General features: G+C 54.2%; 23 protein-coding genes. All 23 read right to left on the bottom strand.

What is annotated here, in order from left to right:
- Positions 1–106: 106 nt before the first annotated feature.
- The 23 genes from proS to flhA all read right to left on the bottom strand — a co-directional run bounded on the left by proS (position 107) and on the right by flhA (position 23002).
- Entirely contained in the window at positions 107–1555 is a 1449-nt protein-coding gene (gene proS / locus C7820_RS12825) for a proline--tRNA ligase (RefSeq protein ID WP_116231234.1), read from the bottom strand.
- A 52-nt stretch (positions 1556–1607) separates the two neighbouring features.
- Positions 1608–2879, bottom strand: a complete 1272-nt coding sequence (gene rseP, locus C7820_RS12830) for an RIP metalloprotease RseP (RefSeq protein WP_105443611.1) — start codon at positions 2877–2879, stop codon at positions 1608–1610.
- A 216-nt stretch (positions 2880–3095) separates the two neighbouring features.
- Positions 3096–4235 carry a 1-deoxy-D-xylulose-5-phosphate reductoisomerase gene (locus tag C7820_RS12835; protein WP_116231235.1) on the bottom strand — a complete coding sequence of 380 codons (1140 nt, stop codon included), beginning with the start codon at positions 4233–4235 and terminating at the stop codon, positions 3096–3098.
- An 18-nt stretch (positions 4236–4253) separates the two neighbouring features.
- Positions 4254–5054 carry a phosphatidate cytidylyltransferase gene (locus tag C7820_RS12840; RefSeq protein ID WP_116231236.1) on the bottom strand — a complete coding sequence of 267 codons (801 nt, stop codon included), beginning with the start codon at positions 5052–5054 and terminating at the stop codon, positions 4254–4256.
- Between the two features lie 21 nt (positions 5055–5075).
- Complete coding sequence (locus C7820_RS12845; RefSeq protein ID WP_116231237.1) at positions 5076–5843, bottom strand: undecaprenyl pyrophosphate synthase; 768 nt, start codon at positions 5841–5843, stop codon at positions 5076–5078.
- Positions 5844–5914: 71 nt separating this feature from the next.
- The gene (gene frr / locus C7820_RS12850) at positions 5915–6469 is read right to left on the bottom strand and encodes a ribosome recycling factor (protein ID WP_076168076.1); all 555 of its coding nucleotides are present in this window, start codon (positions 6467–6469) and stop codon (positions 5915–5917) included.
- Complete coding sequence (gene pyrH, locus C7820_RS12855) at positions 6469–7197, bottom strand: UMP kinase (RefSeq protein ID WP_076168079.1); 729 nt, start codon at positions 7195–7197, stop codon at positions 6469–6471. The genes frr and pyrH overlap by 1 nt, the downstream gene beginning before the upstream one ends.
- A gap of 200 nt (positions 7198–7397) precedes the next feature.
- Positions 7398–8048, bottom strand: coding sequence for a translation elongation factor Ts (gene tsf, locus C7820_RS12860; RefSeq protein WP_116231238.1), 651 nt, complete (start codon positions 8046–8048; stop codon positions 7398–7400).
- A gap of 148 nt (positions 8049–8196) precedes the next feature.
- Positions 8197–8895 (bottom strand): 30S ribosomal protein S2, encoded by a 699-nt coding sequence (rpsB, locus tag C7820_RS12865; RefSeq protein WP_076168084.1) that lies wholly within the window; start codon positions 8893–8895, stop codon positions 8197–8199.
- A 206-nt stretch (positions 8896–9101) separates the two neighbouring features.
- On the bottom strand, positions 9102–9737 hold the full coding sequence (locus C7820_RS12870; RefSeq protein WP_116231239.1) for an endolytic transglycosylase MltG: 636 nt from the start codon (positions 9735–9737) through the stop codon (positions 9102–9104).
- Positions 9734–10327, bottom strand: coding sequence for a hypothetical protein (locus C7820_RS12875; protein WP_258875224.1), 594 nt, complete (start codon positions 10325–10327; stop codon positions 9734–9736). Before C7820_RS12875 ends, C7820_RS12870 begins: the two co-directional genes overlap by 4 nt.
- A 45-nt stretch (positions 10328–10372) precedes the next feature.
- Positions 10373–10684 carry a hypothetical protein gene (locus C7820_RS12880; RefSeq protein WP_116231240.1) on the bottom strand — a complete coding sequence of 104 codons (312 nt, stop codon included), beginning with the start codon at positions 10682–10684 and terminating at the stop codon, positions 10373–10375.
- A gap of 108 nt (positions 10685–10792) precedes the next feature.
- Positions 10793–12202, bottom strand: a complete 1410-nt coding sequence (locus C7820_RS12885) for a flagellar assembly protein A (protein ID WP_116231241.1) — start codon at positions 12200–12202, stop codon at positions 10793–10795.
- 30 nt (positions 12203–12232) lie between these two features.
- Positions 12233–13021, bottom strand: coding sequence for a FliA/WhiG family RNA polymerase sigma factor (locus C7820_RS12890; protein WP_116231242.1), 789 nt, complete (start codon positions 13019–13021; stop codon positions 12233–12235).
- Between the two features lie 12 nt (positions 13022–13033).
- On the bottom strand, positions 13034–13432 hold the full coding sequence (locus C7820_RS12895; protein ID WP_116231243.1) for a hypothetical protein: 399 nt from the start codon (positions 13430–13432) through the stop codon (positions 13034–13036).
- Positions 13433–13434: 2 nt separating this feature from the next.
- Positions 13435–13932 (bottom strand): chemotaxis protein CheD, encoded by a 498-nt coding sequence (locus C7820_RS12900; RefSeq protein ID WP_076168100.1) that lies wholly within the window; start codon positions 13930–13932, stop codon positions 13435–13437.
- Positions 13925–14518, bottom strand: coding sequence for a chemotaxis protein CheC (locus tag C7820_RS12905; RefSeq protein ID WP_285855177.1), 594 nt, complete (start codon positions 14516–14518; stop codon positions 13925–13927). The genes C7820_RS12900 and C7820_RS12905 overlap by 8 nt, the downstream gene beginning before the upstream one ends.
- 36 nt (positions 14519–14554) lie before the next feature.
- Positions 14555–15016, bottom strand: coding sequence for a chemotaxis protein CheW (locus C7820_RS12910; RefSeq protein WP_076168106.1), 462 nt, complete (start codon positions 15014–15016; stop codon positions 14555–14557).
- Between the two features lie 77 nt (positions 15017–15093).
- Entirely contained in the window at positions 15094–17178 is a 2085-nt protein-coding gene (locus tag C7820_RS12915) for a chemotaxis protein CheA (protein WP_116231244.1), read from the bottom strand.
- Positions 17179–17191: 13 nt separating this feature from the next.
- Positions 17192–18586 (bottom strand): protein-glutamate methylesterase/protein-glutamine glutaminase, encoded by a 1395-nt coding sequence (locus C7820_RS12920; protein ID WP_116231245.1) that lies wholly within the window; start codon positions 18584–18586, stop codon positions 17192–17194.
- 35 nt (positions 18587–18621) lie between these two features.
- On the bottom strand, positions 18622–19536 hold the full coding sequence (locus C7820_RS12925; RefSeq protein WP_116231246.1) for a MinD/ParA family protein: 915 nt from the start codon (positions 19534–19536) through the stop codon (positions 18622–18624).
- Positions 19533–20972 (bottom strand): flagellar biosynthesis GTPase FlhF, encoded by a 1440-nt coding sequence (gene flhF, locus C7820_RS12930; protein ID WP_116231247.1) that lies wholly within the window; start codon positions 20970–20972, stop codon positions 19533–19535. The genes C7820_RS12925 and flhF overlap by 4 nt, the downstream gene beginning before the upstream one ends.
- Entirely contained in the window at positions 20969–23002 is a 2034-nt protein-coding gene (gene flhA / locus C7820_RS12935; RefSeq protein ID WP_116231248.1) for a flagellar biosynthesis protein FlhA, read from the bottom strand. Before flhA ends, flhF begins: the two co-directional genes overlap by 4 nt.
- Positions 23003–23009: the final 7 nt, after the last annotated feature.

The following is a 23009-nucleotide window of genomic DNA, read 5'->3' on the forward strand; positions in this document are numbered from 1 at the left end:
CAGAAGCTCCTCATTCATTATTTCATCCGGCCTCTCTACCGATCCGCCGGGTTCTTCCCTGCTTATGCGGGAAACGAATCAAACTCGCAGCTTGGCTGCCGCAGTATTAATACGCTCTGGCAAAAACGACGGTGTGCTTGGCAGGCTGCCCGCATACCAGACAGGTATGCTTCTCTTCCGCAGGCTCGAAAGGAATGTTCCGGCTGGTTGCCCCGGTCTCTTCCTTCACCTTGCTCTCGCAGGCTTCCGAACCGCACCATCCTGCCAGTGTAAATCCGCGCTGCTGTTCCATGCTGCTCTTCATTTCCTCCAGCGTATCCACCGAATAGAAATGGTCGTTCATAAACTGCTTCGCACGATCAAACATTTCCTTCTGGACCTGATCCAGCATCGTCTGAACTTCTTCGACCAGGTTGGCCTGCTGGACAACCTTCTTCTCGCCGGTAATCCGGGAGACGAGGACGCAGACGCCGTTCTCCATGTCACGTGGGCCGATTTCCAAACGGACCGGAACGCCGCGCATTTCGTATTCGTTGAATTTCCATCCCGGACGAAGGTCGCTGCGGTCGTCCACGCGCACGCGGATGCCTGCCTGTTTCAGCTCGGCGAACAACTCGTCCGTGCGGCCAACGACGGCATCCCATGTTTTCGGCGGGCCGATCGGAATCATGATCACCTGCGTCGGAGCGACCTTAGGCGGCAGCGCCAGTCCACGGTCATCGCCGTGCACCATAATCATCGAGCCGATCAGGCGCGTGCTTGTGCCCCAGGATGTCGTATGCACGTATTCCTGCTTGTTGTCTCTGCTTAAGTATTGAATGTCAAACGCCACCGCAAAGTTCGTGCCCAGGTAGTGGGAGGTCCCCGCCTGAACCGCGCGGCCGTCCTTCATCATCGCCTCGATGGAGAACGTCTCCACCGCACCGGCGAATTTCTCGGAAGGCGTTTTCTGGCCGGTAATGACCGGAATCGCCAAAAACTCTTCCACGAATTGACGGTACACTTCCAGCATCTTCATCGTTTCTTCGCGCGCTTCTTCTTCCGTCTCATGAGCGGTATGGCCTTCCTGCCACAAAAACTCGCTCGTGCGGAGGAACGGCAGCGTGCGCTTCTCCCAGCGGACGACGTTGGCCCACTGGTTAATGAGCACCGGCAGGTCGCGGTAGGATTGGATCCATTTGGCGTACATGTGCCCAAACATCGTCTCGGACGTCGGACGGATCGCCAGACGCTCCTCCAGCTTGTCTCCGCCTGCCTCAGTTACCCAAGGAAGCTCGGGATTAAAGCCCTCGACATGCTCTTTTTCTTTCTGGAAAAAGCTCTCCGGAATAAAGAGCGGAAAATAGGCGTTGCGATGACCCGTTTCCTTGAAACGGCGGTCCAGATCACGCTGGATGTGCTCCCAGATTTCGTAGCCGTCCGGACGGAAGACGATGCAGCCGCGAACCGGCGAATAATCCATCAGATCGGCTTTCTTGATTACATCAATATACCAGCGGGAGAAATCTTCTCCCTGCGGCGTAATCTCCGTCACAAATTGTTTATCGTTTGACATAAAAATGGACTTCCTCCCAAGTTCACCCCGTTCTAGCCGGGGACATCATTAGTTATCCGTTAATCAATCGTAATATATCATTGTAGGTTACGGCAATCATTAATAGGAACAGCATGGCGAAGCCCACAAAATGGACCATGCCTTCCCGGCTCGGATCGATCGGCTTGCCCCGCAGCGCTTCGACGCCGAGGAACACCAGCCGGCTTCCGTCCATCGCCGGGATCGGCAGCAGGTTGAAGATCCCCAGGTAGAGGCTGAGAATCGCCGCCCAATACGTCAGCTGCACGATGCCCTGCTTCGCGATCTGGCCCGTCACCTCGAACGTCCGGACAGGTCCGCCCAGATCGTCCATGTTAAACTGCTTGATCAGCTGGCCGAAGCCCTGGAAAATGATCTTGGTCGTATCGACCATCGCGACTCCCGCTCCGCTGAACGTTTCGCCGATCGACGCCTTGCGGCTTGGCAGCTGCGGCGTAATGCCTACCTTGCCGCCTTCCTGGCCTTCCATTGCACGCGGAGTCAGCGTCACATTAAATACCTCGTCTCCCCGGCGGATCGTCCATTCCATCGGCTTGTCCTTGGATTTGGAGGTCAGATCGATCATTTTCTGATAATCCGCGCCGATCTTCACGCCATCGATCGATTCGATGATGTCGCCCTTCTTCAGGTTCGCTTCATAGGCAGGCATTCCTTTGGAGATGTCGCCGATCTGCACGTACGTCGGATTTTCCAGCGGAATCCCCGCCATCTGCAAATGGACCCCGAAGAGTACGAAGGCCAGAATAAAATTCATCAGCGGCCCCGCAAAAATCGAAAGCGCGCGCTGCCCCACCGTCTTGCTGGCAAACTGGCGGTCTCTCGGGGCTATTTGCGTCTCATGGGATTTGGCGACCAGCATCGCCTTCGGATAAATCGGATACTGCTGGCTCTCGCCGTCCACGTTCAGGCGGACCTTCAAATCATCGACCATATCGATGAATTCCACTTCTCCGCGGATGACGTTCTTTCGGTTGTCCAGCTGATCCAGATATATCTTCTTAACTTCGCCGCCGCTGACGCGGACCGCGATGGTTTGGCCGGGGTGAATTTCCACGATTTCAGGATCTTCCCCCGCCATCCGGGCATAACCGCCAAAAGGCAGCAGCCGCAGCGTAAACTGCGTTTCATTCCGTTTATAAGAAAACAGTTTCGGACCGAAACCGATCGCAAATTCCCGTACCAGTATGCCGGCGCGTCTGGCAAAGTAAAAATGGCCCCATTCATGCACCGTCACGATGACGAAAAACATGAGTACCGTCAAAAATACTACCTGCACCATTTCCAAGCGTCGCATCCCCCTTAATTTGTCTGAGACCGAAGTTTCTGTCGCATCTATATCATCAGATGGATTAAAGCCCACAGCGCGAAAAGAAGCTCGTCTTTAATTCAGTCTATATAGATTATCATTATTCTCCGGTCCCGCACAAGAGAATCACATTCTCGTCATTTTTTAAAATCAGGGGAGTAGAGTGATGTATTGTTATGCCGCTTGCGTGCCCGCTTACAGTTTGGCAGCAAGCAGCCGCGTATTCCGGTCGCACTCCTCAATGTCCGCCAGCTGCGGATTCGAAATGTTGGCGTGCCGGTCAAGCACTTCCTCAATAATATCCTCTATTTGTAAAAACGAAATCTCCCTGTTTAGAAACCGGCCTACCGCCACTTCGTTGGCTGCGTTAAAAGCGGTGGTTGCTGTACCACCCATTTTACCACATTCAAAGGCAAGTCTTAAACAAGGGAACCGCTCCATGTCCATTTCTTTAAAATGCAGCCTGCCCACTTCGGCCAGCGACAGCCGTTTGGCAGGCGAATCCCAGCGTTCCGGGTAGGTCAGTGCGTACTGGATCGGTACGCGCATGTCCGGATTGCCCAGCTGGGCGATGATACTCGTATCGCGGAATTCCACGAAAGAATGAATGATGCTCTCGGGGTGAAGCAGCACGTGGATCTGCTCATACGGTAGGCCGAACAGCCAATGGGCTTCAATCACTTCCAGCCCCTTGTTGACCATCGTCGCCGAGTCGATGGTGATTTTCGCCCCCATCGACCAGTTAGGATGCTTCAAAGCATCCTCCACCGTCACCGATTGGAGCTGCTCCCGGGTCAAATCCCGGAACGAACCGCCGGAAGCGGTCAGCGTGATGCCGGCTAGGTCATCGCGGCGTTCACCGTTCAGGCATTGAAATATAGCCGAGTGCTCGCTGTCGATCGGCAGCATATTTACGCCTTTTCGCTTAATGGCCTCAGTGACAAGATGCCCTGCGGTTACAAGCGTCTCCTTGTTGGCCAGTCCAATGTGCTTCCCGGCTTCGATCGCCGCCAGCGTGGAATGCAGCCCCATGCTGCCTACCACTGCCGTTACTACCGTATCGGCGTCCGTGCCGGCCGCTACCTCCACCAGCCCTTCATTTCCATAGAAAATTTCCGTACCCGGCGAAACCTGCGTCTTCACCTGTTCAGCCAGTTCTTTGGTCGCGACCGAAACCTTCTTCGGTCTGAACTGATGAACCTGCCGGAGCAGCAGCTCCACGTTCGACCCGGCCGCAAGCCCTTCGATTTGAAAATGCTCCGGATGCTTCGATACGACATCCAGCGTCTGCGTGCCGATCGAGCCGGTAGAGCCGAGAACGCTTAATTTCTTCATATTGAACCTTCTCTCGTATTAATAAGGCATCAGCATCATGATATGTACGAACGGAAATACGATAATCCAGCTGTCGCAGCGGTCCAGGATTCCCCCATGACCCGGCAGCAGATTTCCCGAATCTTTGATGCCGTATACACGCTTGTACGCCGATTGGACCAGATCCCCAAGCTGACCGGCCACCGCGCATGCCAGGCCGATCGCCAGCGCTCGTCCAAACGTGAGGAGACCGCCCGACAGAAGCGCAAAGACCGCCGATGTCAACATGGCGATCACGACACCGCCAAGGGCGCCTTCGGTCGTTTTATTCGGGCTGATCGCCGGCCACAGCTTGTGGCTGCCGATCCATTTGCCCACGAAGTACGCTCCCGCATCGCTCGCCCAGATCGACACCAGCAGCAAAAACGTCCAAAACACCCCGTGCCCGTCCGGGGCGCTGCGGGATTCGGCAATATATGAAAAGCCGACGCCCACATAAACGGCTCCCAGAAAGAGCAGAGAGGTCATCTGAATGCCCACCTTGTTTTTGGTAACGACGGTCACCAGCAGGAACAGGAACAGAAGCAGCCAGATGACGTGCCCGAGAGGAAGCGGAAAGCTGATATCCAGCAGCTTCCATGGGAACATAAACACAAGCACGCCCAGGTATCCCAGCATGGCCGTACCGCTAAACGGGGATACCCGGTTCATTTTTACAAATTCATAATATCCGATCATTGCCATCGCCAGGACTAGAATGTGGTACGGCAGGCCGCCAAGCAGGCAAAATCCCAGAAAAACGACACCCGCAACAATTCCTGTGATCAGTCGTTGTTTCAACGGTATTCATCCCCCATCAGGCTAAGTCAGTCCGCCGTATCGACGCGTTCTGCGCTGGTATTCAGCAACCGCTTCGTATAAATGATTTCGGTTAAATTCAGGCCAGTAAATATCGGTAAACCACATTTCGCTGTACGCGAGCTGCCACAGCATGAAGTTGCTGAGCCGCATTTCGCCGCTCGTCCGGATAATGAGGTCCGGATCCGGCATGCCTCCCGACAGCAAATGACGTTCAATCAGCTCCGGGGAAATCTCGTCAGGCGACAGCGCGCCTTCCTGAATCTGCTTGCCCAGCTCTTTCATGCAATCCGTCATTTCCTTGCGGCTGCCGTAGTTGAGGGCGAAATTGAGGACAAGCCCGTCATTGCCGGCCGTCCGGCGCATCGCTTCCTCCATGGCATTCAGCGTGTGCTGCGGCAGACCATCGCGGTCACCCATCATGCGGACCTGCACATTTTTTTGGATCAATTCGTCCAACTCGATCGCCAGAAATTCCTGCGGCAGACGCATCAGAAAGTCGACTTCGTCTTTGGGACGCTTCCAGTTTTCCGTAGAGAAAGCATACAGCGTTAAATATTTAATGCCCAGCTCGTCGGCAGCAATGGTTGCCCGCTTCACTGCCTTCATCCCGGTCTGGTGCCCGACGATTCGCGGCAGCCCGCGACTTTTGGCCCAACGCCCGTTGCCGTCCATAATGATGGCCACATGCTCAGGAACGTTGTCCATGGATCGCTCTGGCAAAAGCTGCGGGTCCTTCTGTTTCCACCACGATCGAACTCGTTTGATCATTCTAGTTCCTCCAAGCGGGTTTCTGCAAAAAAGACACAAACCCCACCATAAAAGGAGGGGCCGCAAGTCTCTTATACTTCCATGATCTCTTTTTCTTTAGCTACGAGCACCTTGTCGACTTCCGCAATAAATTTATCCGTCGTCTTCTGGATGTCTTCCTGATGACGGTGCGATTCATCCTCAGAAATATCGGTTTTCTCCATCTTTTTGATGTCGTCGTTGGCATCTCTGCGAATGTTGCGGATCGCCACTTTCGCCTCTTCGCCGAACTTCTTCGTCAATTTCACGAGTTCCGTGCGGCGTTCTTCGGTCAGCGGCGGAATCGAAAGACGAATGATGTTGCCGTCATTGGCTGGCGTAAGTCCGAGGTCGGACTTCATAATCGCTCTTTCGATATCGGCCAGCGAAGATTTGTCCCAAGGCTGGATAAGCAGCGTGCGCGGATCCGGCGTGCTGATGTTGGCCAGCTGGTTCACCGGTGTCATCGCTCCATAATACTCCACTTGGATCCGGTCAAGCAGTGCCGGGGCGGCGCGGCCGGCGCGCAGTGTGGCGAGGTCTCTCTTCAAAGCGCCGATAGCTTTTTCCATGCGTTCTTCTGCGTGTTTTTTTACCGTTTCTGGCATTAGTCTACGCTCCCTTTAACAATCGTTCCGATTTTTTCACCCAAAACGACCCGTTTGATGTTCCCTTGCTCGGTAACAGCAAATACGATCAGCGGAATGTTGTTGTCCATGCAGAGGGATGATGCCGTGGAATCCATCACACCCAGATTCTTGTTCAGCACGTCCATGTAAGTAAGCTGTTCATACTTCTCGGCCGTACTGTCTTTGAACGGATCGGCGGAGTACACGCCATCCACTTTGTTTTTGGCCATCAGAATCACTTCGGCCTCGATTTCAGCCGCACGCAGGGCAGCGGTTGTATCGGTCGAGAAGAACGGGTTACCCGTTCCTGCGGCAAAAATGACCACGCGGCCTTTCTCCAGGTGGCGGATCGCTCTGCGGCGGATATAAGGCTCTGCAATTTGCTGCATGGCAATCGATGTCTGTACGCGCGTCGGCACGTCGATTTGCTCCAGGGCATCCTGAAGCGCCAGCGAATTCATGACCGTCGCGAGCATCCCCATGTAGTCGGCTGTCGCGCGGTCAATCCCGCTGGAACTGCCGGCGATGCCGCGCCAGATGTTGCCGCCGCCGCAGACGATTGCAACCTGAACGCCAAGATCCACCACTTCTTTGACTTGCTCTGCAATGGATCCGATCGTTTCCGCATCGATACCATAACCGTTCTGACCTGCGAGGGATTCCCCGCTGACCTTCAAGACAACTCGTTTAAATACAGGCTGTTCCAAATGTTTACCCTCCACTTTAAAGACATCACCATATGGCGCCAGTTGCTGCAACTAACGTTCGGCGGGCCCTATCCGGTAAACACCACACCAAACCGATGTCATTCTCTTCAGAAAAAACGTCTGCTCTTTTAAAAAAGAGGGAACACTGCGTGTTCCGCTCTTCTCTTGTTCTAGTTATAGATGCCGCAAAAAAAGGGCTCTTATTGTTTAACTTGCGCCATAACTTCTTCAACGAAGTTGTCGACTTTTTTCTCAAGACCTTCGCCCAGTTCGTAACGAACAAAGCGGCGGATGGAGATGTTTTCGCCGATGGTGCTGATTTTTTCGTTCAGCAGCTGAGAAATCGTTTTGTCCGGATCCTTAATGAAGGATTGCTCCAGAAGGCAGAACTCTTCGTAGTATTTACCGATGCGGCCTTCAACCATTTTTTCAACGATTTTTTCAGGCTTGCCTTCGTTCAAAGCTTGAGCTTTCAAAATTTCTTTTTCTTTCTCTACTTCTGCTTGAGGCACTTCTTCGCGGGAAACGTAACGCGGGTTCGAAGCTGCGATGTGCATCGCGATGTCGCGAGCGAACTCTTTGAACTGGTCTGTTTTACCAACAAAGTCGGTTTCACAGTTGATTTCAACCAGAACGCCGATTCTTCCGCCGGCATGGATATAAGCTTCTACAACGCCTTCCGTAGCTGCGCGTCCGGCTTTGTTTGCTGCTGCAGCCAGACCTTTTTCACGAAGGAGTTCTGTTGCTTTGGTGATATCACCGTTTGCTTCTTCCAGCGCTTTTTTGCAATCGAGCATACCTGCGCCTGTTTTTTCACGAAGTTCTTTTACCGCACTAGCACTTACTGCCATCGAATATTCCCTCCAAATAGGATGCTAATTTTTCAGCCAGGCGTCACACCTGATCTTGGTTTTCATCTTAAAAAAAGGGCAGTGAGAGGTTATCCACCTACCAACCACCCTTTTCATTTAATTCATGTCTATATTACGTAACTGTAACTTAGGCAGAAGTTTCTTCGCCTTGGTGAGCTTCCACCACAGCGTCAGCCATTTTGCCAGTCAACAGCTTAACGGCACGGATCGCGTCGTCATTACCAGGAATAACGTAGTCGATTTCGTCCGGATCGCAGTTCGTGTCAACGATACCTACGATTGGGATACCCAATTTGCGGGCTTCGGCAACCGCGATGCGCTCTTTGCGCGGATCGATGATGAACAGGGCGCTTGGCAGGCCTCTCATGTTCTTGATGCCGCCCAGGAATTTCTCAAGACGATCTTTCTCTTTGCGTAGAAGGATGACTTCTTTCTTAGGAAGAACGGAGAATGTGCCGTCTTCTTCCCATTTTTCGAGTTCTTTCAAACGGTTGATCCGTTTTTGGATCGTTTCAAAGTTAGTCAGCGTTCCGCCGAGCCAACGTTGGTTGATGTAGTACATACCGCAACGTTCTGCTTCTTCTTTGACGGAGTCTTGGGCTTGTTTCTTCGTGCCGACGAAAAGAATTGTTCCGTTCTCTTCTGCCACGCTTTTCACGAAGTTAAAAGCTTCTTCGACCTTTTTAACTGTCTTTTGCAGGTCGATAATGTAAATTCCGTTTCTTTCAGTGAAGATATATTTATCCATTTTCGGGTTCCAGCGACGTGTCTGGTGACCGAAGTGAACGCCAGCTTCGAGAAGCTGCTTCATGGAGATAACTGCCATCTTCACACACCTCCTAAGTTTGGTTTTTTATTGTGTCCTCCGCTGCTTTCATTTCCCGTCAAGACTCTCCATATGGAAAGCACCCTTTACGAAATCCGACAGCGTGTGTTTTAACACCGTCATTTAATATACCATATCTAAAAGCTCGATGCAACGCCTAAGGGACGGCTTTTTTCACATGCAAAAAACCGTCCAGCCGATTGTCGTTAGCGTGACGGTTTTGTCGTAATTTTAGCGATGATGGAACTGAATTCCTCGCCGGGTGAAAACGTGTATTGGCCGGTCTGGATTTTCGTGCTGATCTTGAGCGATCGGCCTTTTTGCACGAATTGGTCGGCGTCGGCGATGACCCCCGCCTTCTCCAGCTTGCCTGCGACGTCTTCCAAGTTGTTCCCGCTGGCGATTTTCACTTCAACCGCTTTGGCCGCCGGCACAGAAGGCGTTTGCGGCTGCTTGGCTGCTGAAGCCTCGCCGGATCCCGGAGTGACTGACTTCGGCTGCTTAGAAGCGGCAGGCTGCTGCGGCTTATCCGGCTGGGCCGGCTGTTTACCCGAGTCCGCGGCCTTCGGCGCCTTCGCTGCGTCACCTTTGGGAACCGAGCTCTGCTCAACCATCTGCTGCTTCCATTCCTCCTCGGTCATCAGCTTATCCTCCTTGCCGACGACCTTCAGGTCCATCTTCTCCGCCTGCTGCTCAAGCTCTTCCTTCGTCAGGCTGGCAGCTGACGGAGCCTCTCCGGCCGGGCGGCCGGTACCCTGCCCAAGGATCATCAGCTGCAGCAGGAGGGCTCCAAGCAGGAGACCGAGGCCAAGTCCCATCATGAATGTCCGATTTCTGATCACAGCGTCTCCTCCTGTTTCGCAAGCTGAAGAATCAACTGGATTTCGCCGCGGTGCATGCCGGTCATTTTTCCGATCGCATCAATGGATTTGCCTGTGCTGTACAACTCGAACAGCTCCGGGTACCTGTCCTTGATCGATGGCTGCTGCTCAGGCAGCGTTGATTCCGTTCCATCCTGGCCCTCTGAATCTGCACCAGCCGCAGCTGCTGACTCCAGGAAAACTTCCGGCTCCACGGCCGCGGCCGTTTCACGGCTAACCGTGGCCTGTCCGGCAGGCAGGCTCTCCATTCGCAAAAGCCTGGCATCCTGCTGCGCAACCTGCTGTTCAAGCGAAACGAGCCGCCGACGCATCTCCGACAGCTGTTCCTGCTGGGACAGCTGCTTGGCCGCCATATCCTGCTTCATTTGGGAAACCAGCTCGACAAGCTCGACGTTTTCATTTTCAATTTCGGCCATGTATTGCTCCAGTGTAGCCTCGACCTGCTTGACCACGCTGCCCTGCTGGCTCTGCTCCTCCTTCCGTTTAGGAAGCATCATGGCATATACCAACGCGGCAGCGCCCAATATAACGACGATTAACCAAGGTTCCAAGTAACGGCTCTCCTTTGACTGTAATATTCATGACGGGGCAGCGGATCATAGGGACACGTCCAGATGATGTCCCTTGAAAGGGTGCTGCGCATTTTGCAGGTCTTCATGCTCCTCTGCCGATGTGCTTGCGGTTTGATTTCGCCGTTGCCTGTTCCGTCCGCCTTCATCCCGAACGGCGGCGTCCGCCGCTTCGTCCACCGATTCACTGCGCTTGCTCATTTCCGCCGTTTTCTTAAGCTGCTGTTCGGCCAAAAACTGCTGATCCTGTGCAGGCCGGTGCTGGAGCTCGTTTTGCACCTTCCCGGCCTCGCTGGTCCGTGGGATCGCAATTTGCATTTCAACCGCCTTCATACTCATTCGTCTTCCCCCTCTTATCGATAGGAATCGTATCCAGAGTACTTTGCTTCTTTTTAGAGATTGTTCAAAAAGACCGCTTTTGACACCTTTTTGAACTCGCACTTTATATTAAATGTACGGAGCCATCGTAATATCGCCATCATGGTAATAAAATGAAACCCGTTCCGCCGGGTCCTTAATAAATCTGGTGTATCTGCCGATAACTATTTTAGAGCCTCCGTAGACCACTTTCACGACGTCTATACGGGCCCGCACCGAATCTTCCAAAGTTTTCTCGATTTCCAGTATACGTTCTTTCGCTTCCATCTGCTCACGGTCATTCGATTTCTTGGTGGCGTTCAGTTTGAGCCTAAGCGCCATCTTGTCGGGCGGTAGCTGTCCTGAAGCAGCCAGCTGATTCAACAAATACAATGCCTTGTCCGTCTTGTCCTGCGCCTCCACCAGCTGCCTGATCTTGCCCCGCAGGTCGGCCAGCTCGTTTCTAAGCTCCGGCAGAACCCCCACCTCAATCGTCGTCATGGTGGACATGCTGTTGCCGATGGTTCTGGCGATGACCCGCTCTCCCGCCTGAATGACGCCGCCGACGATCAGCCCTTTGGTAGCGTTGCACAATACGTTTCTTCCTGCCCGAATGTTGGAGTGCATGATGCTCTGCGAGACGATGACATCTTCCCCGGCGATGACGTTGCCGTCCTGGATGAAAGAGCTTTTTACATGTTGGCCCGCTTTCACATAACCTTTGTTGTAACCGATGATCCCGCTCGTAATTTCAATGGACCCTTCCGCTTCCAGCTCCGCGCCCTCTACGCCGCCGACCACGCGGATATCCCCTGCCGCTTTCACACGGAATCCGGTCAGAACGTTCCCACGGATGACCACGGTACCGACAAAGTCGATGTTGCCCACGCTGTAATCCACGTCCCCATTCACCTCATAGACGGGAAAAACGTTGATTTTTCCTTTATCCGTCGTGGCGATCAGGCCGTCGATGGCGGCATACATGGCTGTGTTTTCCGGGTCGACCACCACATTTTTTCCTACCTTAAAATAGGCTTCTTTGCCGGGCTTGAACGGAATCATTTCCCCGGTAACGCTGAGTCCCGGTTTGCCTGGCTCGGGCGGAATCCGTTTGGCGATCAGCTGGCCCTTCATGACATTGTTGAGACTGATCAGTTCTTTATAGTCCACTCTGCCGTCTTCGGTCTCGAGCGGCCTGTGCTCCTTGTCATCTCTGAGGTTGAAGGCAAACTCGATCCGGCCGTCCTTGCCGCTGACCGGCTGCTCACCGAAGGCAATCGCGGTCCGTCCAAACATGTACTCCTGAGGATGGCTGCAAATCCGGCTCAGGACTGCCTGGTCCATGCCGAACTGGACTTGATGGCTCCTCAAAAAGAGCTGAAGCTCTTCCTCTGTCACCTCAAAATCCTCGGAACGCTTGGAGAACTGCAGATAGGCGACGCTTTTATCCTCCGAAAAGGTAATATCCAAATAGGTTTCAAGCGCGATTGGAGCTGTCAATCGTTTTCCTCCTTTCTACTCGTGCAACGGTTAATCGTTTTGCATCAGTAAATCCCTGTTCTTCTCCAGCGTTGCGCGCAGCCGCAAAATGGCCTTGGAATGAAGCTGGGATATTCTTGAAGGTGAAAGTGACATGACTTCGGCGATTTCGCTTAAAGATAAGTCCTCATAATACAGCAAGGATACGACGGTTCTTTCTTTCTCGGTAAGCTTCTCAATTCCTTTAATGAGAGACTCCCGCAAATAAAACTCGTTCACTTTGTAATCCGGATTTTTGGCCTTGTCGTCGACCATCACGGAGAGACGCGTCTCGGATTCCTCCTCGCGAATCGGGTCTTCCAGCGAGCAGAGCGACATCACTGCAACTTCCTGGAGCATTTGGTGAAAATCTTTCTCGGACACGTTTAAATATTCGCTCATCTCCGAGTCCGTCACCGTCCGAAGGTGCCTCTGTTCGAGCTGCTGATAGGCGTCCTCAATCCGTTTTGCCTTCTCCCGGACGGAACGGGGCACCCAGTCCCCCTGCCGCAGAGAATCAAGAATAGCTCCCCTTACCCGGAAAGAAGCGTAGGTCTCAAACTGCAATCCGCGTTTATAGTCAAATTTGTCAATAGCATCGATCAGCCCCATGACGCCGTTGCTGGCCAGATCATCCTTGGAAACATTCCTTGGAAGGCCGATGGCAAGGCGGCTGGAAACATAATCCACAATGTGGAGGTGTTTCTCAATCAGGGACTTTTTTGCTTCAATATTTCCATGTTCTTTCCATTGCTCCCAGAGCTCGGCATGATTCAGGTGAGAAGCTTTGCGCTCGCTCATTTCCCCCACCCCCTATTTTTCTGACAGGTGTCGAACGGCTTTCGCCAGTTCTTCCGGATCTTTCGCCGAAACCAGCTTCGGCGGATTGAGTGGTGTAAAGCCTCCCCCATCTTCTTGAACGGAGGCGGGCTTCGGCGTCAACAGATCATTTAACTCATCGCTCTCATCCGGGGTCGTCACATCGAACCGGGCACCCCGCTCCTGTTCGTCTGCTGCCTCCTGCTCCGCATCGGGAACGCTGACCACACCCCATACCCAGCGGAGCAAAAAGGCGAGCAGAAACCAGATGACAAAGGATATCAGTCCTCTGATCAAGCTGGTCATAAACAGGTTGTTTCCCATCGAGATCAGCAGCGTCAGCACGAATCCGACAGCACCAAACACAAGGTTAAACAACAAATTTCCTTTCATGGCTACAATTCCTTTATACCCATTTGTACACTGCGCACGGACAGGATTCCGCTGCCTGAATCCAGTTCAATGGTTCGTCCGTGACTTCCGCCCGTGTCTTCGGCGATTAACGGGATATGAAGATTTGACAGCATCATTTTGCATGATTCCACATTCCTGGGGCCGATTCTCATCGTATCCCCGGTACCGGCCATCAGGAACATTTGCGATCCTCCGGCCATCTTGGCGACAATTCTGGAAGGCGAGGCACCCATGGCCACCAGCCGCTCCAGCAAAGCAGGCACTGCGGTATCCGCATATTTGGCGATATTCAGCTGCCCTTCACGGGCAATGTCTGAGGACGGCAGCATAATATGAGCCATACCCGCAATTTTGAGCAGAGGGTCGTGAAGGGTAATTCCGACGCATGATCCGAGGCCCAGCGTGCGGATGACCCCGGGATCGCGCACGACGTTCATGTCGGCCATGCCTACTTTAACGATGCTTTGCTCTTCAATCATTCTCTAGAGGCACTCCCAGGGCTTGAAAAATTTTCGCGAACGAGTCCGGATCGGGGATCAGAAAGAACTTCCCTTCCACCTCATGATCGCCCTCGAGAAAAGTCGTATCGATCAGCAGCGCGTCGTCACCCATTTGGCCAAACTGGAGCAGTCCGTAGCTCAGAACGGCGCCGGCCATGTCCATCGCCAGGCCAGGGACCGTAGGGGACAAATCCAGCTTCGTAAAGTCGGCGAGCGAGGACAGGTACGAGCCGGCCAAAATATTGCCGATCTCGCAGAGTGCCGATTGCTCCATCTCATCGAACATCCCGTCCTGGTCGACCTGCATGCCGGCCAGCCTCTTCAGCAGGCTTTTGGCTGCTTCCGGGCTTAGAATAAAGAACAAATTGCCCGGAGCGTCGCCTTCCACCCTCAGAAAAATAGCAATGACGATTCGCTCGGCCCCGCCGACCCTGTCGGCAATCTCTTCAAAGGGAAGCAGCTGCACTTTGGGAACCGCCATATCGACCGGCTTATCGAGCAGGCGGGACAGCGCCGTTGCCGCATTACCCGCCCCGATATTGCCGACTTCCTTCAGGACATCCATTTTGAATTCCTTAAAATGCTTAAAGACCTCCACGAACTACTCCTCTAGGCTTTCCAGCTGAATGATTTCGCTCTTCTTCAGCACCTCGGACAAGTTCAGCATGATGAGCAGACGGTCATCGCCGATTTTTGCCACGCCGTCCAGGTATCTGGCTTTAATGCCTCCGACGACTTCCGGCGGAGTCTCGATCCGGTCTCTGTTCAGATCGATGACATCATTGGCCGAATCGACGATAAAGCCGACTTCCATTTCTCCTACCACCACGATAATGATCCGCGTTTGGTCCGTATATTCGGTTTCCGGAAGGCCGAAGCGCCCCCGCAGGTCGATCACCGGAATGACGACGCCCCGCAGATTGATGACGCCCCTAACAAACGTGTAAGTCTTCGGAACGCGTGTAATGGGAAGCATGCGCTCAATCGTTTGGACTTTGTCGACTTCGATTCCGTACTCTTCACTGCCCAGCTTAAATACAATGACTTTGATATCTTCTCCCATGCCCTAAACCTCCTTATTTAAATGCGGCGTATTTGCTCTGTATCGTCGCCGCAAGCCTTCCTTTACCGCAAACCTACCTATTTAATGAAGACGTTCGGATCCAGAATCAAGGCCACCTGGCCGTCGCCCAGAATCGTTGCTCCCGAAATCCCTTTGATTTGCGGCAAATACTTGCCAAGGTTTTTCAGAACGATTTCGTTTTGTCCGATAAATTCGTCGACAGCCAAAGCCGCCAAACGGTCTCCCTTATGGATGACGATGATCTCGGTTTCGCTTTCGTCCTCTTCATTAAAGTCAGGAACTTCAAAAATGCGGCTCAGCGATATGAGCGGGATCATCGATCCGCGGAAATCCACCATTTTGTTGCCATGCACCTGGCGGATTTGCTCCTTCTTGACGATGCCGGTTTCCACGATCGAGCTGAGTGGGATGGCATATTTCTCGGATCCCATCTTCACGAGCATCGCGGCGATGATCGACAGGGTAAGCGGCAGCTGCACCGAGAAATTCGTTCCTTTCCCCGGTGTCGAATAAATGGTCACCTGCCCGCCGAGCGAAGTGATCTTTGCCTTCACGACATCCAGTCCGACTCCCCGGCCCGATACGTCGGAGATTTTTTCGGCGGTGCTGAAGCCCGGCGCGAACAGCAGCTGGTGCACCTGCTCGTCCGACATGCCCTTGGCTTCCTCCTCGGTGACGATGCCTTTCTTCAGCGCGGATTTCAGGACGTTGTCGCGATAGATGCCGCGCCCGTCTTCTTCAATTTCGATGAAGACGTGATTCCCGCTGTGGAAAGCCCGGAGGTGTACGGTACCCGTCTCCGGTTTGCCCGCGGCAACCCGGTCCTGGGGCGACTCGATGCCGTGGTCGACCGCATTGCGCAAAAGGTGAACGAGCGGATCCCCGATCTCATCGATAACGGTCCGGTCAAGCTCTGTTTCTGCGCCGGTAATGACCAGCTCCAGCTTTTTATCCAGCGATTTGGCCAGGTCGCGGACCATCCTCGGAAACCGGCTGAACACTGTATCGACCGGGACCATTCGCAGCTTCAGGACGATATTTTGCAAATCGGAGCTGACGCGGCTCATGTGTTCTACGGTCTCGGTCAAAGCATGGTTCTGCACCTCTGAAGCCAGCTGTTCCAGGCGTACCCGGTCGATCAGCAGCTCGCTGAACAGGTTCATCAGCACATCGAGCCGTTCGATATCAACCCGGATCGTGCGGGCCGGGGCACCGCCGGTTTTGGCGGCCGGCTTGGCGGCTGCCGCAGGCTTGTTTTCCTTGCTCTCTGCCGCCGGCGCAGCGGCTACCGGAGCGGCAGTGTCAGGTTTCGTTTCTTCGGCCACAGCCGCCGCGGATTGAGCGGATGCCGCCCCCATCTCGGCCATTTGCTGCAGGGATTCGTGATCGAGTTCTACTACTGAGGCTTGGTCAATCTCCGAAACGTTCAAAATTTGCTGTTTGAGTTCGGCAGGATCTTTTTGTGTTATGTAGTAGAGTGAGAAGCTTTTTTCGAATTTTTCCTGCTCAATATCCTGCACGGTTGGATGGGACTTAATGACTTCGCCGGACTTCTCCAGCAAATCAAACACCATATAGGCGCGGACCGCCTTCAGCTGGCAATCGTCCCGAATGGCGACGTCAATATACAGCACGCGGTGCCCTTCCCCTATGGACTGCTGTAAAACGGAGTATTGAAATTCATCAAGCTGGATGGCTGTATTGGTTTCTTGCTTGGCCGGAGCGGAACCTGCGGACTTCGCGCTGCCGGCGGAAGGGGCTTCTCCGCGAACGATCGCCTGAAGGTCGGCAACGATTGCCGACACGTCGGCTTTCCCTTCGCCGCCCTGGGTAATATCCTCCACCATGGCCTCAAGTGCATCAAGCCCTTTAAACAGCGTGTCGAAGATAAAGTCCTGCATCACCAGCTTTTCGTTCCGTACCAGGTCGAGCACGTTCTCCATTTGGTGGGTCAGCGATGCAAGGTCCTCGAAGCCCATCGTAGCCGCCATCCCTTTCAGCGTATGAGCCGAGCGAAAAATAATCTGGACGATGGAGAGATCATTCGGTGTCTGTTCGAGCAGCAGCATGTTTTCATTCAAGGATTGCAGATGATCATTGGACTCATCGATAAACATGGATAAATACTGATTCATGTCCATTATGAGACACCTCCTAATAAGTTTGCTTTCCGTTGCCTACAGCCTGGACGAGCCCTGCGGCAATATTGTGAAGCGGTAACACATGACTCACGCAGCCAAGTTCCACTGCGGAACGCGGCATGCCGTATACGATACAGGTCTCCTCGCTCTCCGCGAACGTACTGGTAACCCCGGCATCGTACAGCCGCTTCATCATCTTTGCCCCGTCGCTTCCCATCCCGGTCATCAGCACCACATGGCGTTTCAGGGATGGAAGCTCAAGCAGGGATTCGAACATGACATCCACCGACGGACGGTGGCCGCCCACCGGACTCTCCTCTGTCAGCGAGATCATTAAGCCCCGGCTCGGATCCGGCACGATTTTCGTATGATAGCCGCCCGGGGCAATATAAGCGAACCCTGGCTCCAATGCCATTCCCTGCTCGGCTTCAACCACGGTCAGCGGGCTGAACGTATTCAGCCGTTGGGCGAGGGATTTCGTAAAATTGGGCGGCATATGCTGCACGATGACAACGGGTGCCGGAAAATCGGCCGGTATGCCCTCAAGCAGCGTCTTCAGCGCCCGCGGTCCGCCCGTGGAGCAGCCGACCGCAACAAGCTGCGTATACGCGGTTGCTGCCCTGCCCTCCGCTGTCCGGCTGGGCTTGGCGGCATCCGTTCCCGCCGGCTTGGTTGTTTTCGCTTCTTCCGCCGAAGGAGCGGATTCCAGCACCTGGTGCGTCAGTTCGCGCGTTGTCCTGCTATTCGGGGAGTCCTGATGTTTCTTTCCAACTCCAGGCTTGGAAAGCTTCGTCGCCTTGGGCTTGTCAGGCTGCCTCAGGACAACCTCCTTATCGGGAGCGCTCTCCTGCGCGGCTGCCCCGTTACGAGCGCCGGGTTCTTTCGCAAGGTCCGGGAGCGGACGCTTCCGCCCAAGCTTTGGCAGGACTGGCGTTGACACCGGTGCTGCCGCAGCGGGCTTGTTCTTCCGCTTCTCTTCCTCCGCTTTCCAAAGCGCTCTCCGTTCCTTGGCCGCCATAGCTGCCTTCATCTGCTCAAGCAGGGCATCCCGAACGTCATCGATCTGCTGCGCATGCGCTACGGACGGCTTGCGGATAAAATCAAACGCTCCGGCTTCAAGCGCCTTGATCGTCTCCCTCATGCCGGCCTCATTGATGCCGGACAGCATGATTACCGGCAGCGGATGCGCCTGCATAATGACCGTAAGCGCTTCGAGCCCGTTCATCACCGGCATCTCCACATCCATCGTGACGATGTCCGGCTGCTGGCTTAAAATTTTGTCTACGGCTTCCTTTCCATTAACGGCCGTATCAACGACCCGAAATGCGGGATCCTTTTCAATGAGATCGGATACGATCTTCCGCATGAAAGCCGAGTCGTCCACTACTATGACTTTGTATGGCGTCATGCCGTTTGTTCACCTCTGTTCCTTAGTACAGAAAATCATTTTGTACGACGAAGCCATTTATGCATAAACCCTTTGATTCCTGTCAAGGCACTTGGTTCCGGGGGAGCCGGTACGAGCAAGTAACGGTATGCGATCCGCTGCAGATCCTTCGCTGCATTGCAGTTCGGGTATGCAAGGGAAAAGGGAACCTGCTTCTTCACAGCTTGTACAACATGACTGTCATCTGCGATGTAACCCAGCATGGTCGTTTCCACGCCCAGAAAACGCCGGGCCGCCATGGCGATTTTGTCGGCGGTTTGAGCCGCTTCCTTCTCATCTCCCGCCCGATTAATGATCAGCTTGAAGGTAACGCCCGGTTCCGCGCCGCTGACCACCTTGATTAAAGCGTAGGCGTCGGTGATCGAGGTCGGCTCCGGGGTGGTCACAACCAGGCATTCATCCGCCGAACGGATAAAATTCAGGTTCTCCTTGGAAAGCCCCGCCCCGGTATCGAAGATGATATAGTCCATCTCGTCTGCCAGTCCTTCAATCTGCTCCGTAAAATAAGCCAGATCCTGCTCGGAGAGTGACAGCAGCTCGGATAACCCGGAGCCGCCGGCGATAAAAGACAACGAATGCGGTCCCTTCTCGATGATTTCGCTCGCCGACTTCTCACGCTGGAGTAAATGGTACAGGTTGAATTGAGGCGAGATGCCCATCAGCACATCGATATTGGCCATACCGATATCGGCGTCAAACACCAGCACTTTCCGTCCCATCGCCTGCAGGGCAAGGGCAAAGTTAAGCGTAAAGTTCGATTTGCCTACGCCTCCCTTTCCGCTCGTGACAGTGATCAGCTTGGCGGTTTTCCCCTTCCCGGGCAGCCTCGGTTCCATTCCGGCTTCGGCTCCTCTCCCGCCGGATCCCTGCTGCCGGATTAAATCCCTTAATGCTTGTGCCTGATCCATCATGGCGCCTCTTCTCCAAGCAGCATACCGCACAGCTTCTTGCTGTCAGGGAGCAGAAGGTCTTCAGGCACGTTCTGGCCGTTGGTCATGTAGGACAGGTACAGCGGGTATTCCCGGATCAGGTTAAAGACGGAGCCGCAGCTTCCGGTCTCATCCAGCTTGGTGAAGACCACCTTGTCCAGCCCATACTTGCTGAAGTGTTCTGTGATCTTCTTCATATCCTGGCTCTTGGATGTCAGGCTGAGCACCAGATAGGTTTCGCTGTGGTCCGTTATGGCGGAAAACAGGCTCTGCAGCTCCGAGACGAGCAGTTCGTTACGATAGTTGCGGCCGGCCGTGTCCATCAGGATGATGTCGCAGTCCTGAAGGCGCTGAAACGCCCGCTGCATATCACCGGGCGACTGCACCACCTCCAGCGGGACATTCAGAATGGAGGCGTACGTCCGAAGCTGGTCAACCGCGGATATCCGGTAGGTGTCGGATGTGATCAGGCCAACTTTGCGGTGAAAACGCAGCAGCTGTTCCGCAGCCAGCTTGGCGATGGTCGTCGTTTTGCCGACCCCCGTAGGACCTGCGACATAGACGATCCGAGTGCGATTGGCAATGCCTCCGCCAAACCGCTCCGAAAGGAACGCCAGCACCTGGCTGCGTACATGTGCAAACAATTCCGCATCCCCGAGCGTCCGGCCGCTCTCTTCCCAATGATCGAAGGAGGAGGTAATCCACTCCTCGATCAGGTCGAAATCGACCTCCTGCTGGATCAACCGCTCCTGCAGCTTCTCCAGCACAGCCGGCAGCTGCTGCTTCATCATCGACTGGCGGGAAATTTTGGCCATCCACGCCTTCATTTCCTGCAGCTCTTCCAGCAGCTTGGCCTCTACGCTGTTTCTGGCCTCCGGCTCTCTATCCTCTGCCGGCTGAGGCTGTTCAGAGCGCCTGAGCCCTCCGGTGATCTGCCCCCGTTCCGAAAGAGGGAACGTTACGTTGGAAGGCGGCGTCTCGTTCGCAGCTGCTGATTCCCCATAACCTGCCGTCTGGGTCACGAACTGGCCGGCTTGAACGGATGTCATCTCCGCCCCCCGAGGCTCCGGACGAGCAGGAGCGGCCTCCGGCTGGGCTTGATCAGCAGAAACCTTGGCGCCGGTTGCGGCAAGGGTCAGCTCGGCGGTCTTCTTGTATGCCTGCGGCACGGCCTTCTGTGGGACGGCCGCCTTTTGAGGAGCCGGGGCCTGCGCCTGCCGCTGTTTCGTTGCTGTATTCGCCTGTTCGTCTGCTTCCACCGCGGCGATGACCTCGATTTTTTTCTTCTTAAACATGCCCAGGAAGCCGCCCAGCTTGGTCTCCTTCGTGCTCAGAATGACGGCATCGCTGCCCAGGTCATTGCGGATTTGGAGCATAGCTTCAGGCATCGTATCGACCACATATCGCTTTACTCTCATAAGTTCACCACTCCGACACTTTGAATTTCTACATTGGGTTCAAGCTCGCTGTAAGAAAGAACCGGAATATCCTGCATGGTCCGCTCGATCACCTGACGCAAATACATCCGGATGGTCGGCGAGGCAAGCAAAATGGGCTGTTGTCCCGATTGAAGCAGGCGGTTGATCTGCTCGCTGAGTTTCTGGTACACCGTCTGGGTAGATACCGGGTCCATCGCCAGGTAGCTCCCCTGATCCGTCTGCTGGACGCTGTCGGCAATCTTTTTCTCCAGCGTCGGCCCTACCGTAATGACCTTGAGCGTCTCGCCTTCCCTTGAGAACTGCTGCGTAATTTGGCGGGACAATGCCTGCCGCACATACTCGGTCAGCACATCGGGGTCTTTCGTATATTGGCCGTAATCGGCCAGCGTTTCAAAGATCGACACCAAATCCCGAATCGAAATTTTCTCACGAAGCAGCTTGCCCAATACTTTCTGAACATCTCCGATCGACAGCACCGACGGAATGAGCTCGTCGACGAGAACCGGATAATTTTCGCGCAAATTGTCGACCAGCGTTTTCGTCTCCTGCCGTCCAAGCAGCTCGTGGGCATGCTTTTTGATCAGCTCGGTCAAATGGGTCGCCACAACGGACGGCGGATCCACTACCGTATAGCCCGAAAGCTCCGCGCGATCCTTCGTCGCTTCGTCAATCCACAAGGCCGGGAGTCCGAAAGCTGGTTCCAAAGTTTCAATTCCTGTGATCGATTCGTCATCGTACCCGGGACTCATGGCCAGGTAGTGATTTAATAGTAATTCACCGCTTCCGACGGTATTCCCTTTAATTTTAATGACATATTCGTTCGGTTTTAGTTGAATATTGTCGCGGATCCGGATCACCGGGACCACAAGTCCCAGCTCCAAGGCGCACTGCCTGCGGATCATAATGATCCGGTCAAGCAAATCTCCGCCCTGCTGTGTATCCGCCAAAGGAATCAATCCGTAACCGAATTCGAATTCGATCGGGTCCACCTGCAGCAGGTTGATGACACTTTCCGGACTGCGCACCTCTTCGATCTGCTGTTCCTCTTCCAGCTGTTCTACCTCGATCTGCTTTTTGTCCATGTTCCGCTGCATCCGGTAAGCGGCAAAAGCGAGCAGCCCGGCCAGCGGAAGCGTCGTGATGAGATGAATCGGAGTAAACAGCCCGAGGAGGGCAATCGTCGCTGCCACAATGTACAGCAGCTTCGGGTACGACAGCAGCTGTTTGGTCAGATCGTTCGCCAAATTGCCTTCCGAAGAAGAACGCGTCACGATCAAACCGGAAGCCGTTGAAATTAAGAGTGCGGGAATTTGACTGACCAGACCATCCCCGATAGTTAATACCGAGTAGGTGGACATCGCATCCTGGAAGGACAGGCCCCGCATGGCGATCCCGATAATAAAACCGCCGACCAGGTTGATCAGCAGGATGATGATGCTCGCAATCGCGTCCCCTTTGACGAACTTGCTCGCACCGTCCATCGCGCCGTAAAAGTCCGCTTCGCGTTCTACTTTGCGGCGCCGCTCCCTGGCCTGCTGCTCATTGATCATGCCGGCGTTCAGGTCGGCGTCAATGCTCATCTGCTTGCCGGGCATCGCATCGAGTGTGAACCGGGCGGCGACTTCCGCCACGCGTTCCGATCCCTTCGTGATGACGATAAACTGCACGACGACCAGAATCAGAAAGACGATAAAGCCGACGGCGATTTCCCCTCTGGCGATCCAGCTGCCGAACGTTTTGACGACGTCGCCGGCAAAGCCCTCGGACAGGATGAGCTTGGTCGTCGAAATGTTCAGCGCCAGCCGGAACAGCGTCGTAATGAGCAGAAGCGAAGGGAAAATGGAAAACTGCAGCGCTTCCTGCGTATTCATCGCGACGAGCAAAATAATGAGCGCGAGCGAAATATTGATGACCAGCAGCACGTCGAGCAGCCAGGACGGGATCGGAAGAATCATCATCATTACAATGCCGATGACGCCGGTCAGTATCGTTATCTCTTTTAATTTCAAAGCTTCC

Origin of the sequence: Paenibacillus sp. VMFN-D1 (genome assembly GCF_003386155.1) — a bacterium.
Taxonomy (GTDB): domain Bacteria; phylum Bacillota; class Bacilli; order Paenibacillales; family Paenibacillaceae; genus Paenibacillus_AQ; species Paenibacillus_AQ favisporus.

Excerpts from the sequence above, each read along its gene's own strand:
- proS (WP_116231234.1), bottom strand. The coding sequence starts at position 1,555 with ATGTCAAACGATAAACAATTTGTGACGGAGATTACGCCGCAGGGAGAA.
- C7820_RS12835 (WP_116231235.1), bottom strand. The coding sequence starts at position 4,235 with ATGAAGAAATTAAGCGTTCTCGGCTCTACCGGCTCGATCGGCACGCAG.
- C7820_RS12845 (WP_116231237.1), bottom strand. The coding sequence starts at position 5,843 with ATGATCAAACGAGTTCGATCGTGGTGGAAACAGAAGGACCCGCAGCTT.
- frr (WP_076168076.1), bottom strand. The coding sequence starts at position 6,469 with ATGCCAGAAACGGTAAAAAAACACGCAGAAGAACGCATGGAAAAAGCT.
- tsf (WP_116231238.1), bottom strand. The coding sequence starts at position 8,048 with ATGGCAGTAAGTGCTAGTGCGGTAAAAGAACTTCGTGAAAAAACAGGC.
- rpsB (WP_076168084.1), bottom strand. The coding sequence starts at position 8,895 with ATGGCAGTTATCTCCATGAAGCAGCTTCTCGAAGCTGGCGTTCACTTC.
- C7820_RS12880 (WP_116231240.1), bottom strand. The coding sequence starts at position 10,684 with ATGAGTATGAAGGCGGTTGAAATGCAAATTGCGATCCCACGGACCAGC.
- C7820_RS12890 (WP_116231242.1), bottom strand. The coding sequence starts at position 13,021 with ATGAGCGAGCGCAAAGCTTCTCACCTGAATCATGCCGAGCTCTGGGAG.
- C7820_RS12895 (WP_116231243.1), bottom strand. The coding sequence starts at position 13,432 with ATGAAAGGAAATTTGTTGTTTAACCTTGTGTTTGGTGCTGTCGGATTC.
- C7820_RS12900 (WP_076168100.1), bottom strand. The coding sequence starts at position 13,932 with ATGATTGAAGAGCAAAGCATCGTTAAAGTAGGCATGGCCGACATGAAC.
- C7820_RS12905 (WP_285855177.1), bottom strand. The coding sequence starts at position 14,518 with ATGGATGTCCTGAAGGAAGTCGGCAATATCGGGGCGGGTAATGCGGCA.
- C7820_RS12910 (WP_076168106.1), bottom strand. The coding sequence starts at position 15,016 with ATGGGAGAAGATATCAAAGTCATTGTATTTAAGCTGGGCAGTGAAGAG.
- C7820_RS12915 (WP_116231244.1), bottom strand. The coding sequence starts at position 17,178 with ATGGACATGAATCAGTATTTATCCATGTTTATCGATGAGTCCAATGAT.
- C7820_RS12920 (WP_116231245.1), bottom strand. The coding sequence starts at position 18,586 with ATGACGCCATACAAAGTCATAGTAGTGGACGACTCGGCTTTCATGCGG.
- C7820_RS12925 (WP_116231246.1), bottom strand. The coding sequence starts at position 19,536 with ATGATGGATCAGGCACAAGCATTAAGGGATTTAATCCGGCAGCAGGGA.
- flhF (WP_116231247.1), bottom strand. The coding sequence starts at position 20,972 with ATGAGAGTAAAGCGATATGTGGTCGATACGATGCCTGAAGCTATGCTC.